This is a genomic window from Pseudovibrio sp. W74, from assembly GCF_001623085.1.
GTDB lineage: Bacteria > Pseudomonadota > Alphaproteobacteria > Rhizobiales > Stappiaceae > Pseudovibrio.
Genome location: NZ_LMCJ01000013.1, coordinates 273014 through 288280, shown reverse-complemented (window position 1 = coordinate 288280; position 15267 = coordinate 273014). Strand labels below are relative to the sequence as shown.

13 protein-coding genes are annotated in these 15267 nt (G+C 54.2%); 7 read left to right on the top strand and 6 right to left on the bottom strand.

Annotation, left to right across the window (positions count from 1 at the left end):
* Positions 1–54 precede the first annotated feature (54 nt).
* Positions 55–654 (bottom strand): flavoprotein, encoded by a 600-nt coding sequence (locus PsW74_RS10310; RefSeq protein WP_057461513.1) that lies wholly within the window; start codon positions 652–654, stop codon positions 55–57.
* 326 nt (positions 655–980) lie between these two features.
* On the opposite strand from PsW74_RS10310, the gene PsW74_RS10305 reads away from it, so the two are divergent.
* Entirely contained in the window at positions 981–1994 is a 1014-nt protein-coding gene (locus PsW74_RS10305) for an NAD-dependent epimerase/dehydratase family protein (protein ID WP_208987926.1), read from the top strand.
* Between the two features lie 7 nt (positions 1995–2001).
* On the opposite strand, the gene PsW74_RS10300 is transcribed toward PsW74_RS10305, so the two are convergent.
* Entirely contained in the window at positions 2002–3030 is a 1029-nt protein-coding gene (locus PsW74_RS10300; RefSeq protein WP_063288016.1) for a LacI family DNA-binding transcriptional regulator, read from the bottom strand.
* 152 nt (positions 3031–3182) lie between these two features.
* Between PsW74_RS10300 and PsW74_RS10295 the strand changes: the two genes are divergently transcribed.
* The 4 genes from PsW74_RS10295 to PsW74_RS10280 are packed head-to-tail and all read left to right on the top strand — an operon-like array spanning position 3183 to position 8354.
* Complete coding sequence (locus PsW74_RS10295) at positions 3183–4208, top strand: ABC transporter substrate-binding protein (protein WP_063288015.1); 1026 nt, start codon at positions 3183–3185, stop codon at positions 4206–4208.
* Between the two features lie 59 nt (positions 4209–4267).
* Positions 4268–6478 (top strand): iron ABC transporter permease, encoded by a 2211-nt coding sequence (locus tag PsW74_RS10290; RefSeq protein WP_193775937.1) that lies wholly within the window; start codon positions 4268–4270, stop codon positions 6476–6478.
* The gene (locus tag PsW74_RS10285; protein WP_063288014.1) at positions 6475–7536 is read left to right on the top strand and encodes an ABC transporter ATP-binding protein; all 1062 of its coding nucleotides are present in this window, start codon (positions 6475–6477) and stop codon (positions 7534–7536) included. The genes PsW74_RS10290 and PsW74_RS10285 overlap by 4 nt, the downstream gene beginning before the upstream one ends.
* Positions 7533–8354: an inositol monophosphatase gene (locus PsW74_RS10280; RefSeq protein WP_063288013.1), complete on the top strand. Its 822-nt coding sequence runs from the start codon at positions 7533–7535 to the stop codon at positions 8352–8354. The genes PsW74_RS10285 and PsW74_RS10280 overlap by 4 nt, the downstream gene beginning before the upstream one ends.
* A 76-nt stretch (positions 8355–8430) precedes the next feature.
* On the opposite strand, the gene PsW74_RS10275 is transcribed toward PsW74_RS10280, so the two are convergent.
* The 3 genes from PsW74_RS10275 to PsW74_RS10265 form a co-directional block, all read right to left on the bottom strand.
* Positions 8431–10188 carry a TRAP transporter fused permease subunit gene (locus PsW74_RS10275; RefSeq protein WP_063288012.1) on the bottom strand — a complete coding sequence of 586 codons (1758 nt, stop codon included), beginning with the start codon at positions 10186–10188 and terminating at the stop codon, positions 8431–8433.
* Positions 10189–10259: 71 nt separating this feature from the next.
* Positions 10260–11213 carry a TAXI family TRAP transporter solute-binding subunit gene (locus PsW74_RS10270; RefSeq protein ID WP_063288011.1) on the bottom strand — a complete coding sequence of 318 codons (954 nt, stop codon included), beginning with the start codon at positions 11211–11213 and terminating at the stop codon, positions 10260–10262.
* A 218-nt stretch (positions 11214–11431) separates the two neighbouring features.
* The gene (locus PsW74_RS10265) at positions 11432–12130 is read right to left on the bottom strand and encodes a WYL domain-containing protein (RefSeq protein WP_063288010.1); all 699 of its coding nucleotides are present in this window, start codon (positions 12128–12130) and stop codon (positions 11432–11434) included.
* A 113-nt stretch (positions 12131–12243) separates the two neighbouring features.
* Here PsW74_RS10265 and PsW74_RS10260 point away from each other — a divergent pair, with 113 nt between their 5' ends.
* The gene (locus PsW74_RS10260; protein ID WP_063288009.1) at positions 12244–12612 is read left to right on the top strand and encodes a VOC family protein; all 369 of its coding nucleotides are present in this window, start codon (positions 12244–12246) and stop codon (positions 12610–12612) included.
* A 174-nt stretch (positions 12613–12786) separates the two neighbouring features.
* Complete coding sequence (locus PsW74_RS10255) at positions 12787–14271, top strand: metallophosphoesterase (RefSeq protein WP_063288008.1); 1485 nt, start codon at positions 12787–12789, stop codon at positions 14269–14271.
* A gap of 64 nt (positions 14272–14335) precedes the next feature.
* Here the strand turns inward: PsW74_RS10255 and PsW74_RS10250 are convergent.
* Positions 14336–15267, bottom strand: a 932-nt coding sequence (locus PsW74_RS10250; RefSeq protein ID WP_208987925.1) for an amidase family protein, incomplete at its 5' end; no start/stop codon positions are given.

Below are 15267 nucleotides of genomic sequence, written 5' to 3'. Positions count from 1 at the left end.
GCCCGCCGTTCTTCTGAGCGGCGGGCTTTTTGTTGGTCGGGAAACCTGCTTTAATTAGCTCAGCTCAAGCTCTCTGCGAACCTGATATTGAGGCAGATGCTTCTTGATTTGCTCCACCACAACCTCAGGGTCTGGCAAGGACTGATGACCGTGGATCTTGCCCATATGCGGGTCAAAATTCTCACGCCAGACCGGATCACACACCTCGTAACCATCCTCGCGGATCTGCGCCACATTGCGCTTTACCGAGGGCTTCTTCCACATGGGCCCGCCCATAACCGGGAAGAAGAGCACCGGAAACTCAGCAGCAAGAATGACGGTGGTCAGTCGGTTGAGTGAAGATCCATTGGCAACTCCAGACAGCGTATTGGCCGTTGCTGGCATCACGGCGAGAATATCGTGCTCGGCTGCAATGCGTCCCGGTTTATCGGTGGACCAGTCTTTCGGATCATCTCCGCAGATCACCCGGTCCACGAACAGCGCGATGCTGTCCATGTTCACAAAGTTGATGGCATTGGGTGTGAACATGGCGGTGAGAGTGCAATCAATCGAATTCTTGATCTCTCGCAGATAGTTGGGCAGCAGAGTCGCATCCAGAGATGCACTCGCCCCAATCAGAATGCGGGCTTTGTCGGGAGTGTCATTGGTGACCATGGCAAAATCCTCTCTGTAAAATCCATTTCAAGATGATGGAGGTGCCGCGCGATTGGCGCCTTTGGATGAGTGACGGAACCCTAGGGGAGGTTGTTGACTGCACCTTGGCCCGCTCATCGCGCGGTGTCTTTTTCTGGTCGCCAGATGACCTCAAATCATGCCCCACATTCCAATTGTTTCTTTGAAATGCTCTCCTCAGGTTTGCTGAGGACGACCTCTCAGATTTTCTGAGGACCTGCCTCAGAACTTCCGATGTGCAATGAGAATGTACTGCTGGCATGGTTCCATTCAGATGAGCCATCAGGCTGCTGGAACTGGAGGGATTGATGAGGGGTACTGAAATCAAAACCATTTGCGTTGCAGGAGCCAGCGGGCTGGCAGGGGCTTACATGGTCAAAGAAGCCCTCGCCCGCGGCTATCGCGTCAACGGCACCATGCGCGACATTTCCCAGCTTGATAAAGTCAGCGGCTTGATGCGTTTGCCTGGCGCAGCGGAAAGGCTGCACCTGTTTTCAGCAGATACATCCAACTCTGAAAGGTTCGATGCGGCGATGACACAAGCGAAGGCTGTGTTCATCGCTTGCATTCCAACGACCAAACACGGCGTAGACGGAACGCCCGCTGCGGAGTTGGATCGTGAGCGCGGCTTGAAAGAGATCATTCAACCTGCAGAACAAGCCTGCCTGAACATCCTGAAAGCAGCACATCGGCAAGGTGTTAAAACAGCAGTGCTCTGTTCCAGCACAGCCTCCGCAGAACCAACCACACCCTCCTTTGAAAAGCAGGAGGACAAGGACATTTCAGATGCCGAGATGCAGATTCAGCAGAGGAAATATGCGCAGGCACAGAAGACACGGATGGAAGCAGTGGCAGAAGAGTTCACCGAGCAACATGGCATGAAGCTTTGCACTTTCTTGCCAAGTATGATGGTCGGCGCCCCTCTCCTGCCTTCGCATTTGAAAGGCCACGTTCTCAGCTTTCTTGCAAAACTACGGCACGGCAAAGCAGGCTGGCACAGCACAGTTCCAGCAGGCTCCATGTCCCTCACCTCCCCGCAGGATCTTGCAAGGATGGCATTGGCCGCTTTAGAGCAGTCAGAGGCCTCCGGACGCTACTTTGCTGTGAGCGGCAGTTGGACTTGGCGCCGGATTTACCAGGAGATTGCTGAGTATGTGCCGCTAGAAGCGCTCCCAACCCCACTTGGCAAAGACCCGGAACCGCCAACGCGCTTTGACTTCAGCAAGCGCGACAGCCTTGGTGTTCCCATACGAGGCATCCAGGAGATGTTTGCAGAATTCTATGAGGCCTACGAGCAGGTCAGGCTCGTTCCTCAAGCCTGATACTCTGCTACTTCATCGGCACACGTGCTTTTTGCACGCTGTTACGCCACACAAACTTGGCGGGCAGCTTCACCGTTTCACTGGATGGCTGCTCTGTGGTGCACCATTCAAGGCACTTGTCGATGATCTGATCCGTTGGCTGCGCAAAGGTGGTCAGGTCATACCCTTCCCATTCTGCCTGCTGAATATTGTCAAACCCAATGACTGAAAGATCATCTGGTGTACGCAAGCCAAATCGCTGACGCGCAGCATCAATGACACCGCACGCAATCAGGTCTGTCGTACAGAAGATGCCATCCGGACGGTCTTCACGATCAAGCAGTGCCGTTCCCAGCTCCAGACCTGCCTGATAGGATGTGAAACCATCCACCTCACACAGAACATCAACCCCGGCTTCTTCAGCAGCGGCAAGGAAACCTTTCTGTCGTTCCACAATGCTCCAGGTCGCATTTGCAGAGTTTGCAAGGGCGATTCGCTTGCATCCTGCACGCAAAAGAGCCTTCAGTGCGGTTTTGCCTGCTGCCCTGTTATCCGGCCCAATCTGTAGAGAACCCGGGAAATCTTCCTCACGATTGATCAAAACCAGCTTCATGCCATTGCTAAAACATGTGTCGGCTAAGGAAGGATCAGGCGCACCGGACAAAATAATCGCTGCTTCTGTGCGAAAACTGATGGCCTGAAGCAGTGCATCCTTCACACGCTCCTCATATCCACTGGTGTTGATAAGCATTGTTACCTTACCAGCAGCCTGTAGCCTTTCGGAGAGTTCAGCGATCATCGCAGCGCGGTGCGGCGTATCAATCTCAGCAGCGACAAGCGCCACGATACCACTTTCAGAGCGGTTGAGACTGCTCGCAAGGCGGTTGACGCGGTACCCTAGTATTTCTGCGGATTTCAATACTTTAGCGCGCGTCGCGTCAGAAACACTGGCCCCCGGAGTAAAGGTTCTGGAGACAGAAACACGGGACACGCCAGCGTGGCGCGCTACGTCCTCAGCCCTGACCTGCTGCTTTCTTGAAGACACTTTTTCCGACATCAAATTTCGCTGATTATTGTACACGTTTGCATCTGCATATCAGGAAATATCCAGAAAATAAATTAGTCTTTCTTGGAATAAAGTTGACATTGCAAAAATTTAGCCGACTATATTATGTACACGTGTACACAACGTGTTTGGGAGGAGTAAACATGAAATCTATTAGGACAGCTTTGTTGGGTGCAACCCTCATTGTGGGTGCTGGTGCAAGCGCGGCGTCTGCAGATGAACTCAATGTCATCTGCTCCGCTGACAACGCTCTGTGCGAAAAACTCGCAGCAAAGTTTGAAGAAAAGTCGGGTGCTGACGTCAGCATGATCCGTCTTTCTTCAGGCGAAGCTTATGCAAAGATCCGTGCAGAAGCTCGCAACCCGCAGACGGACGTATGGTGGGGTGGAACCGGAGATCCGCATCTGCAGGCAGCAAACGATCAGCTCTCTGTCGCTTACAAATCGCCAATGCTGGAAGAACTTCTGCCATGGGCTGTTGCTCAGGCTGAAACCTCCGGCTACCGCACAGTAGGCGTGTACTCTGGCGCACTAGGCTGGGGCTACAACAAAGAGATCCTCGCGGAAAAGGGCATCGAAGGCCCTAAATGCTGGTCTGACCTGCTAAATCCTGCGTTGAAGGGCGAAATCTCTATTGCAGATCCAAACTCTTCAGGCACCGCATACACCGCACTTGCTACTCTCGTTCAGTTGATGGGTGAAGAAGAGGCCTTCGAATACCTGTTGGCTATGGGCAAGAACGTATCGCAGTACACCAAGTCCGGTTCCGCTCCTGTTAAGGCAGCGGCCCGCGGTGAAGCAGGTCTCGGTATCGTGTTTATGCACGATGCAGTGAAACAGGCTGAAGCAGGCTTCCCAATTGAGGTTGTCGCTCCATGTGAAGGCACCGGTTACGAAATCGGTTCTATGTCTCTCATTGACGGTGCGCCAAACCCAGACACTGCAAAAGTGTTCTACGATTGGGTGCTAACCCCAGAAGCACAGAACCTGATGGCGGAAACTGGTTCCTACCAGATTCCATCCAACAAGGGTTCTACCCAGCCAGAAGCTGCTCCTAAGCTCGAGAACGTACGTCTCATCGACTACGATTTCGCGGAATACGGAAGCAGTGACCGCCGCAGAAACCTGCTGGCACGCTGGGACATGGAAGTTGGCGCTGCTGCAAACTGATTGAGATCGGGGCGAGTTAACGCTCGCCCCGTTTCCCCAAAAAATCTGGTTTTTTCCAAATGACAAATGAAAATCGTCGGCTGGACCTCGCACTTATATGCGGCGTCCTTGGGTTGTTTATATTGCCTTGGTTCCACATTCGCAGCGGCTTTTTTGGCGGCGAATGGGTCTTGGATCTACTGAGCAAAGAGCGTTATTGGCCGGGCTTTTTCCAGCTCTTCCTAGGAAAGCTGCAACTGCTCCCCGTGTTTGCTCTTGTTGGTGCTGCCGGATATCTGCGCCTGAAATCTGCGCCGGGCCACCGTGGCAAACTGATTGCCATCATCGGTGCTCTTGGCCTGTTCTGGATGGTGCTGGAAGGCCTTTCCATTGGCCTGCGTGGCTGGAACTGGAGCCTGCTGGAAGCAACATTTGGCCGTGTCGATGGTCAGCCCGCGTTTGGCGCCGGTGCCGTGTTGCTCGCACTCACGTTCACCACCTTCATTTCATTTGGCCTGGCTGAAAAGGGCGCTCTCAAAGGCGACGCGATTGTCCTCACCGCCGTCTCGCTTTTGATCCTGCTTGTAGCGACCTTCGTATTCTACCCAATTCTGTCCATGTTCGCTGGCGCGTTTCAGGATTTCCGTGGCAACTTCACCACTGAAGGTGTCATGCGGAACATCACTGATCCGCAAATCTGGAAGCTGAACTGTCTGGTTGGCGGAAGTTGCGGCATTGCATGGCGCACCATGTTCCTCGCGATTGCAACAGCGGCAGGCTCCACCCTCCTGGGCCTTGCGTTTGCGCTGATCGTAACCCGCACGCAGATGCCATTCCGCAAAAGCCTGCGCACCTTGAGCATCCTGCCAATCATCACGCCTCCCTTCGTGATTGGTCTTTCTCTGACCCTGATGCTGGGCCGTACAGGCTTTGTCACCGAGGCCATTGAAGCTGCAACAGGTCTTGAGCTGGGCCGCTGGATCTACGGTCTTCCGGGGATCTGGATTGCACAGATGCTCAGCTTCACACCAATCTCCTTCCTCGTGCTGGTTGGCGTTGTTGAAGGCATCAGCCCGTCGCTGGAAGAGGCAAGTCAGACCATGCGCTCTGGCCGCTGGAGAACCTTCCGCAAAGTGTCATTGCCTCTGATGGCACCGGGTCTGGCAAACGCCTTCCTGATCGGCTTCATCGAGTCCATGGCTGACTTCGGCAACCCGATGGTTCTGGGTGGTAACGGCGGCGTGCTCTCGACAGAGATCTTCTTCGCGGTTGTTGGTGCACAGAGTGATCCATCCCGTGCAGCCGTTCTGGCGATGATCCTTCTCGGCTTCACACTCTCTGCCTTCTTTGCGCAGCGTATGTGGCTTGGTAAACGAAACTTCGCGACTGTAACCGGTAAGGGTGATGGTGGCCGTTACTCAAAACTGCCACGGCGTATTGCAATTCCAGTCGGCACCATTGTTGCCCTCTGGAGCTTGTTCACCGTTGCTGTGTACGGCCTGATCCTGTTTGGTGGCTTCGTGAAAGTCTGGGGTCTGGACCACAGTGTCACGCTGGCGCACTACATCACCGCGTTCTCCATCTCGTTTGAAAACGGCTTTGCCTTTACCGGCGTTGCGTGGAACAGCTTCTGGACCACAATGTGGATCGCTCTAGCCGCAGCCCCATTGACTGCCGCGGTTGGCATTTTGTCCGCATGGCTCATCGTTCGTCAGGACTTCCCGGGCAAATCCGCCTTTGAATTCGGCCTGATGATGAGCTTCGCAATTCCGGGCACAGTGATCGGTATCAGCTACATTCTGGCGTTCAACCTGCCACCGCTGCAGATGACAGGCACCGCTCTGATCCTGATTTTCTGCTTCGTATTCCGCAACATGCCAGTGGGTGTGCGCGGCGGCGTGGCGGCGATGTCTCAGCTGGATAAGAACCTGGATGAAGCTTCCCTGACACTGGGTGCAAACAGCGCGCGTACACTGAAAAAAGTGATCCTGCCGCTGCTGCGTCCAGCCATTCAGGCGGCTCTGGTCTACAGCTTCGTGCGTGCGATCACATCCATCTCTGCGGTCATCTTCCTTGTGAGCGCGAAATACAACATGGCGACGGCCTATGTGGTCGGTCTGGTTGAGAACGGCGAATACGGCGTGGCGATTGCCTACAGCTCCGTTCTCATCTTCGTGATGGTCACCATCATTCTCATCTTCCAGCTGCTGGTTGGTGAAAGAAAACTCCGTCGTCCGGAAAACACTCAAAAATCTCCTGCTCAGGGTAAACTGAAGGAAGTCGCAGCATGACACATTCCAAATTTGGTCAGGTCCGCTTCGAAAATGTCGGCAAAAACTACGGCGACTTTACTGCAATCCCGAACCTCAATCTTACGATTGAGCCGGGTCAGCTGGTTACCCTGCTGGGGCCATCCGGGTGTGGCAAGACGACAACCCTGCGCATGATTGCAGGGTTGGAGACCCCAACATCTGGCCGCATCATGATTGGGGGAGATGACGTTACCCGTCTGCCACCGAACGAGCGTGACGTGTCCATGGTGTTCCAGTCTTATGCCCTGTTCCCGCACATGAGCGTGCTTGAGAACGTGAAATACGGCTTGGAATCCAGTGGTTTCAAAGATGCGGAAGATCTGGCTCTGAGAGGTCTCGACCTTGTCGGCCTGCGCGAAAAAGCACCGCGTCTTCCCTCCGAGCTGTCCGGCGGTCAGCAGCAGCGTGTGGCAGTTGCCCGTGCACTGGTTCTGGAGCCTCAGGTTCTTCTGCTTGATGAGCCGCTCTCCAACCTGGACGCCCGTCTGCGCCGCCTAGTGCGTACTGAAATCCGTGAAATCCAGCAGCGTCTTGATTTCACTGCAGTTTACGTCACCCACGATCAGGAGGAAGCGCTCGCAGTTTCCGACCGCATTGTTGTGATGCGTGACGGTCTCATTGAGCAGGATGGCACGCCCTATGAGCTTTATGAGAGCCCGGCATCCGAGTTCATCGCAGACTTCATCGGCGAAGCAAACATCCTCGACTGTGACATCAGCGACGTAAATGCAGAGACCGCAAACGTTCAAATTGGCGGCAAAGGCTTTGACCTGCGCAGCCGTAACCACAGCATTGGCAAGGGCAAACTGGCTGCGCGTGCCAACTCCATCAAGCTCAGCAGAGATGTCAATGGCGGTCCAACCGGCAAGATCAAATCCGCGGCTTATCTGGGTGATCACTTCCAGTACGAAGTGATGAGCGACCTTGGTCTGCTGTTTGTCATCGACAACCACACAGACGAATTGCTGGAAAACGGCACCTCTGTTGGCATCGACTTTGATGCACGCGGTCTTGCACTGATTGGCGGTAAAAAATGACCACTGAAACAGTTCTGGACCAAGCAGCCGAGTTGGAGCAACGCTTCAACGCAGCCCAAAAGATGGCTGATGAAGCAGCGGCTCTCGCCCTTGAGCACTTCGCCAATCGCGATGATTTGAACATCGACACGAAACGGCATCCGCAGGATGTCGTTTCTGAAGCTGACAAAGCCGTGGAGCAGAAAATCCGCAGCCTGATCGCCGAGCACTTCCCTGAGGATGCGTTGCTTGGTGAGGAATTTGGCTTTGTGGAAGGAACGACCGGCTACACCTGGGTCATCGACCCGATTGACGGAACGGCCCCTTTTCTCAATGGCTTACCGGGTTGGTGCGTGTGCATCGCCGTAACCGACCAAGACGGCGCTGCCATCGGCATCATTGATGTTCCGGTCCTCAAGGAGCGCTTTGCGGCGCTGCGCGGCAAAGGCACAACTCTCAACGGTTCCCTAGTTCGGGTGACTGATCGATTTAACCTGCAGACCGGCATGCTGGGCGTTGGCGCGAATGATCGCGTTGCTCCTGCGCAGGTCGGTAAAATGTTCGAAGACCTGATGTCCGCAGGCGTGAGCTACACTCGTTATGGCTCCGGTGCATTGATGTTGGCATGGGTCGCTGCGGGGCGCTTGGTTGGCTACGTTGAGCCGCGCATGTCTGCCTGGGACTGCATGGCTGCATACTGCCTTATCACTGAAGCTGGCGGGAAAATTCTCCCATTTCCGATGGCTGAGAACCCAAGTACCCCGTATCCTGTTTTGGGCGCTGCCCCGCAGGTTTTCGATGAGGTTCTTGACCTCACAAATCTAACCCAGTTTGCCTAGTCTCCCGAGTAGACAACGGGTTAGATCACACTTGCAGGCGCTGTTCACCCAGAGCAGCGCCTGTTTTTTTATGCACTCAGATGAAGAGCAAAACGCCACCACCTGCAATCAGGCCACCGCGGATAAGTGGTGAGAATGGTGCGATGACACCATAGGAAATCGCAGAGAGCGCAAGCCCCACCTTCACCGTTGCCAGCAGTGACCAGACTGGCGAGCTCACAAGCGTGATCAGCGTCGGATTTGCTATCATTCCCAACGGGATAAGGTAAAGGCCAATCCCCAGCGCCATAGCGAACAACGCGACCTTCAACCAGTTTTCATTGACCATGCCCGCAGCAATAAACACTGCTCCGCAAACAGGGGGAGTAATGGTGGAGAGCAGCGCGAACCAGAACACGAACAGGTGTGCCTGAAGCGGCTCCAACCCGATATCAATGAGCGCAGGACCAGCAACAGAAACGCAGATCACATAGGCCGCTGTTGTTGGCACTTCCATGCCCAGAACCATGCAAGCCAGAGCTGTCAGCAGCAGTGCAGGCCACAACATGCCCCCGGAGCCGGAGAGGATAAGTGAGGTGATCTTCACCCCAAGGCCTGTCACCCCCAGTGTGCCGATGATGATGGACGCACAGAGGATAATCGACGCGATCATCGCCACCTGCTTGCCGGAGTTCATCAGCGCCTGCTCGAAGCGCCCGCCGATTTTCCGCGGGTCTACCTTGAAGTTCTTGTCGATCAGCAGCAGCACAACCGCAGCCATAATCGCCAGACAGGCCGCATACTGAGGGGTATAGCCCAGCACAAACATCGCCCAGAGCAGCACCGTAAACGGCACGAGGAAGAACAGCGATGTGATGATAACCGAGCGCGTATCCGGCTGGTCTTCCGCAGCCAATCCCTTCAGCTCATAGCGCCGCGCAAAGGCGTTGATGCCCATCCAGACCGCGAAAAAGTACAAAAATGCGGGCAGAATCGCAGCAGCCATAATGCCGGTGTAGGGCACGCCAGTCAGTTCCACCATGACAAAAGCGCCAGCTCCCATCAATGGCGGCATGATTTGTCCCCCTGAGGAGGCTACAGCTTCCACAGCAGCGGCAAGTGCACGCGGGTAGCCCAGTTTGGTCATGGCCGGCAGCGTAATCGCGCCAGTAGACGCCACGTTCGCAGAAGCCGAACCGGAGATGGAGCCGAACAAAGCTGATGAAATCACTGAAACTTTTGCCGTTCCGCCTTTCAGCTTACCTGCGGCGGCGGCAGCCACATTCATGAAACCAGCGCCTGCTTCTCCGGCATTCAAAAACGCGCCGAAGATCACGAAGATCGCGACAACACCAACAGATACTCCCGTCAGCTTGCCCCATAATCCCCCTTCAGCGATGGTCATGGTACCGAGAAAACTTTCCAGCGGAACACCTGCATAGCCGAACTCACCGGGGATATGTTGCCCAAACATGCCGTAGGCCAGCGCGATCAAAGCCACCAGTGGCAGCGGCCAGCCAATGGCCCGACGCGCCATTTCCAGCACCGTGATCAGCAGGCCAAATGCCAGATAAAGCTGAAAATCATCAATAAGATAGCCGTATTGATCCGACAGATCCGAGTGGTTCCATGCAATCCAACCAGCCGCGAAAACACCAAAGGCTGTGAGCACATAACCCGTCACCTTTTCAAGGGGATTACGTGCCATCAGGATGAGCGCCCAAGGCAGCGCAAGAGCCATGTGCAGCGGACGGCTGACCAGATTGGGAACCAGACCGGAAAAGATCAGACCCAGATGAAACAGCACGGTGGCCAGACCGAGCACCAGCCAGATGGAACGGTGAATTCTATTCAACGAAATAACCCAGAATGAGTAAGGCCCGAAGAATATACTCCGGGCCTGAATTTTTGATAAGATGAATGCGCTTAGCGTTGCGCGTCGGTGATTGTGTACCCAACTTCATCATAAAACTTCAGTGCACCCGGATGGATTTTGCCGCTGATGTTGCCGAGCAGATCATTGTCTACGCCGTTCCACCATGCTGCACCCTTGCCCATTTTTTCCTTCTGGTCCCAGAAGCTTTTGGTCAGCGCATACGCGGTTGCATCATCCATCTGCGTTGTTGTGTAAGCCACAACTGGCAGAGAAGTTGTTGTGATGTCAGCGTCTTGACCAGCGTAAGTGCCCGCCGGAATCACCAGTTTGGTGCGCTTTGTCTGGGCGATCTGGTCATCAGAAAGAGACAGAACATCAACACCTGTCCCAGCAGCTGCCTCAATCACGTTTGGCGCCGGGTAGGAACCTGCAGTCACAAATCCATCAATCTGGCCGTTCTTCAGCGCAGGCACAGCGTTGGAAAGCTCTACATCTGCCAGCTCTACTTCACCTTCAAGACCAAACAGTTTCAGGTACTTAGCACCTTCGCGGGCACCAAAGGAGCCTTTGCCGATGAGGATTTTCTTACCCTTCATGTCCGCAAAGCTCTCAATGCCGCTGTCTTCACCAACCACAAAGTGCATGGTCAGGGACGGGATTGGGAACAGTGCACGAATTTCACCGAACTTGGGATTTGCCCGTTTTTCGAACATCGCCTTGCCGCCCTTGGCAAGCTTCACCAGTACCGGCGGCGTGGTGAAAACGTAGTTGCCCGGACGCACCGCAGCTTCCATTACGTTTTGAACGGAGCCCTGACTTTCTTCAACGGTAACGATGATATCCCCGTTTGAGGCTTCCTTCATTGCTTCCGCAATCTGTACTGCCATCTGGTAATAGGAGGATGAGGTTTTCGCTGATTTATAAGTGACGCGGGTTTCCGCCTGAGCGCTAAACGAAAACGCGACGAGTGCTGCAGCAGCCACGCATGAGTGTAATAGTTTCATGGATCATCCTCTGGAACGACAAATACTTAAAATTGCTGAGAGATTTTATCGAGTATGTGGGGTGTTTCAAGTAGGGGGATCAGCTTACCGCTGATCTGAGGCGGAAATTTTCTCATGAATGCATGACAGAACGAACAGCTTGCGCGATTTTGCGTTTTTTACGTGAAATCTGCGTTACTTGCGTTTTGGGTGCGTTCATATGAGTGTTTGTCGTGCAATCATATCAGAAGGCCGTTTTTGTCTAAAGTCTCCTGAAACTCTTCCTTGGGCAACAGCCGGAAATGATCCCCCGTCATCTCCGCCGTCAGAATTCGATCGCACCGAAATGTGCGCGGCGCATTTCGCAGATGATCAAATGCGATCACGTACCAAACGGGATAATTTAACATGAGGTAGTGCGGTTCGATCCGCCGTTCAGAGGATGCACCATCCTCTCGCTTATATCCGACCGTGAGCGTCACCTGATCGATGAAGGCCTGATGCAGTGCCTGCACGACATCTTTAGGCGGGGCATTGATCGTCCGCTGCACATAGGTGGAGGCTGTCGACCCGATCAGGATGCGGGATTTCAGGCGGTTTACCTTATGCCGCTTTTCTGGCGAGAACGACGCCACCAGCTGCCGGCGAACGGAACCGAGGCTCGCCAGAAACATGGGCGAATCCATTTGTTCAGAAACCGCAATGCTGATCAGCAAATCGACCGCTTCCGGATACGCCAGATTCATGCGCCCGACGCCCCAGTTGCGATCAAGGCGAACACCTCCGCCGCGACCACGATCCGCATCAATGGGCAGGCCCTGCTCGCGCATCAGCTGAAGGTCCCGAGTGATCGTGCGTTCGCTGACATCATGCTGAAGCGCCAGATCTTTGACTGTGCAAAGCTCTTCCTGCTTCAGCTGAACAGCCAGCAATTCCATTCGTCTTAATCTGCCATTTGAATTTGTGCGCGCCATCGAAAAAATAGGACATTAAATGTCCTATTTGTCAATACAACCGAGGTGACCCGAGTTCAACACATGGAGATCACACGATGAAAATTGGCTATTTCACTGTCGGAACAAACAACAGAGAAGCCTCCGCCAAGTTCTATGACTCACTCTTCGAGCAAGGCGGACCGAAGCAAGTTGCGGCCAATGAAAGGCTGACCTATTGGCAAAATGAGAATTTTGCATTTGCGACTGCCTTGCCCATTGATGGGAAGCCTGCAACGCATGGAAATGGTGCAATGGTTGGCTTTGGCGTCGACACTGTCGAAGAGGTCAAAAGGCTTCATAAACTGGCCATCGACCTGGGCGGCACCAATGAGGGCGACCCAAACCAGCGAGGTCCTTACATTTCAGCTTATGTGAGAGATCTCGACCACAACAAACTCATCTTCTTCACAGAGGCAATGAGCTGAGCACCCTGCCCACACCTCAGACTGTCTTCATCCCCCAGAAGCGGTCATGAGCTGTGAGAATGCAGGTATTGCAACCTTTATACATAGGTCGCCTAATGCCTGCGGGAATGATGCTCATGTGCAGCGGTTTCGACGCGAGATCGCTGCACGTTTCAGCTTCAGTTGGGGGACAATATGAACACGCCAAACGCCGATCTGCAAAACAAGATCAGCCAAATCAGAGAGCAACTGCAACATCTGAAAACGACGGATACAAAGCCGAAAGCCGTCGCAGGGCCTAGCCTGAACCAAGCCTTGCAAGCCAGCGAGCGAATGTTGTTTGGTGAGCTCAACAAACAGGGTGTTTTGAAGTCTTCGCCACCACAAATCGATCTGGAAGGCGGAAACATTGAGTTCGGCCTGTCCCTCTTCTGGACCTTCAATCCACCCGAAGATTACGAGGATGTGTTTGCAGTCGTAAAAGAGTTTCTGGAGTGGGAAACAGGCGGACAGCTAAAGGCTCCTCTGCTGGATGATTACAGCACCATCAAACAGCAAATCGACCTTGGCGGCATTGTCATGTCAGACGGCTCAATTTTGGGCTTCGGCAAATATGAGATGGCCGATGTTGGGTGGGCCGTCTGCCTCGTCTATGTGATTTACTACAGTCTCTTCCCGAATAAAAAGGCGCCCTTCAACACCGCGCCAGCAGGCGTCATCGATCTGGCGGCGGGGACCTCTCAAAACGAGGTGAGCATCGCGATCCTTGGAGATTGGGGGACTGGAGATTACACCAGCGACGGCGGCCCCGCCAAGGCCGTGATGGATGCGATCAGCAAGAGCGCTACGATTGATAATCCTGACTACATTATCCATCTCGGGGATGTTTATTACGCTGGCACGGAATCCAGTGAAGAGAACGATAACCTCCTCCAGATGTGGCCCGCAGACCGCTTTGCTGGTGGCAAAATGGCCGGAACGTCCTTCACCCTCAATTCCAACCACGAAATGTATGATGGAGCGAACGGTTACTTTAAGATCGCTTTGACACCTGCAAACACGCCTTTCAACGAGCAACAGAAAGCCAGTTTCTTTGCGCTAAAGTTTGGCGACTGGATGATGCTGGGCCTTGATAGCGCCTACTACTCGTCCGCCTCAACCCTCTTCATGGACGGCACTCTGGGTGCTAGCAAATCAAGCGTGCAAAGAGACTGGATACAGCAGGTCGTTGGGGACAGAAACGGTAGGGATGTTATTCTCCTGACCCATCATAACCCAATCAGTTTTGATGGCCTGAAAAGAGAACCACTATGGGATGAGGCTGTTGCAGATCTGGGCGGCACCCCAGACTATTGGTATTGGGGTCATGTGCATTTAGGTGTCGCCTATGGCGACCAACTGCCCACCGCGAAAGGCACTGACGGGCGTTTTGCGAAAGTAAGATGCTCTGGAAATGCCGCGATCCCGAATGGAGCTCCCTCTGGTTTGGAGGACAAACCGCATATCGACTACTACTCGCATACTCCCTTGAAAAATAAGGAGCCTCGGGTTCGCAACGGGTTCGCCCTGATTACGCTGAGCCTTGATGGGCAGATTAAAGAGAGCTTCTACGAAGTCTCCGATGGCTCGGAAGAGCCCGTAGAAGTCTGGAAGTCATCGCACCAGAAAACAATGGTATAGAGTTGGCCTCCATGCTCAGGCGAGAAAGCAGCCTGCCTGAGCATGGAGGTTCATAGATTGAGCGCTATCGCAGCACATGCTCCACGGCGCGTCCTGCCGCCAACACCTGCTCATCATGGACCGCAGCCCCACAGATGGAAATACTGTGTGATGGTTTGCCTGGATCAACCGGCAAGGTGAGCGATGGCATGTTCAGGAAGGCGGTGATCATCGTCAGCCGCAAAGCCTGTGCGTTGGCTTTCTGGAACGCCTCAATGCTTTCCTCTACCTCTGAGATAAGAGGCGGTACATCCAGTACCGTCGGCATCAGGACCAAGTCCCCTTTCAGCTGCGCCTCCACCTCTGACTGAAGCACCGCCCGCTGACGTCTGAGATAAGCCAGTTTCTTTGGCGTCATGGGCAGGGCATGTTCCAGACGGGCTTTGATCTGCGGGTCGATCTGATCTTTGCTCAGGTCCACAAACTGCGAGATCTGCTCCCGCGCTTCCACGCTGACCAGCGTTCCATGCTCAGAAAACAGCAGATGCGCCTTCAAAATTGGCCGCAAATCGCGGCGGACGATATGGATGCCAGCGGCAACAAGCGTATCGATGCAATGCTCAAACATCTCCATAATCTCAGCGGAGATGCCCAGTCCTTCCAGATCCGGCACCACAAGGCGGAAGGCCCGTTCCTCTGTAGCGTTGTTATCAGGCAAGGTTTTGCCACTCATCACCGCATCAAGCGCGCAGATACCGTCAACCGTTCGCGCCATCGGCCCCAGCACATCAAGGCTCGCCCCAAGCGGCACAACGCCTTCCATGGGATAGCGCCCCATGGTCGCCCGATACCCGCAAATGCCCTGAAAGGCTGCAGGAACCCGTGTAGAACCGGAGGTATCGCTGCCAATCGCCAGATCACAAATGCCGTTGGAGATCGCTGCTGCACTGCCAGAGGACGAGCCGCCCGGAATAAGCGCAGCATCTAACCCGTTGGGCGCATTGCCATAATGGGGAT

What these genes read in the sequence shown, in the direction of transcription:
- PsW74_RS10260 (WP_063288009.1), top strand. Translation starts at nt 12,244, where the DNA reads ATGAAAATTGGCTATTTCACTGTCGGAACAAACAACAGAGAAGCCTCC.
- PsW74_RS10280 (WP_063288013.1), top strand. Translation starts at nt 7,533, where the DNA reads ATGACCACTGAAACAGTTCTGGACCAAGCAGCCGAGTTGGAGCAACGC.
- PsW74_RS10305 (WP_208987926.1), top strand. Translation starts at nt 981, where the DNA reads ATGAGGGGTACTGAAATCAAAACCATTTGCGTTGCAGGAGCCAGCGGG.
- PsW74_RS10295 (WP_063288015.1), top strand. Translation starts at nt 3,183, where the DNA reads ATGAAATCTATTAGGACAGCTTTGTTGGGTGCAACCCTCATTGTGGGT.
- PsW74_RS10255 (WP_063288008.1), top strand. Translation starts at nt 12,787, where the DNA reads ATGAACACGCCAAACGCCGATCTGCAAAACAAGATCAGCCAAATCAGA.
- PsW74_RS10300 (WP_063288016.1), bottom strand. Translation starts at nt 3,030, where the DNA reads ATGTCGGAAAAAGTGTCTTCAAGAAAGCAGCAGGTCAGGGCTGAGGAC.
- PsW74_RS10285 (WP_063288014.1), top strand. Translation starts at nt 6,475, where the DNA reads ATGACACATTCCAAATTTGGTCAGGTCCGCTTCGAAAATGTCGGCAAA.
- PsW74_RS10310 (WP_057461513.1), bottom strand. Translation starts at nt 654, where the DNA reads ATGGTCACCAATGACACTCCCGACAAAGCCCGCATTCTGATTGGGGCG.
- PsW74_RS10290 (WP_193775937.1), top strand. Translation starts at nt 4,268, where the DNA reads ATGACAAATGAAAATCGTCGGCTGGACCTCGCACTTATATGCGGCGTC.
- PsW74_RS10270 (WP_063288011.1), bottom strand. Translation starts at nt 11,213, where the DNA reads ATGAAACTATTACACTCATGCGTGGCTGCTGCAGCACTCGTCGCGTTT.
- PsW74_RS10265 (WP_063288010.1), bottom strand. Translation starts at nt 12,130, where the DNA reads ATGGAATTGCTGGCTGTTCAGCTGAAGCAGGAAGAGCTTTGCACAGTC.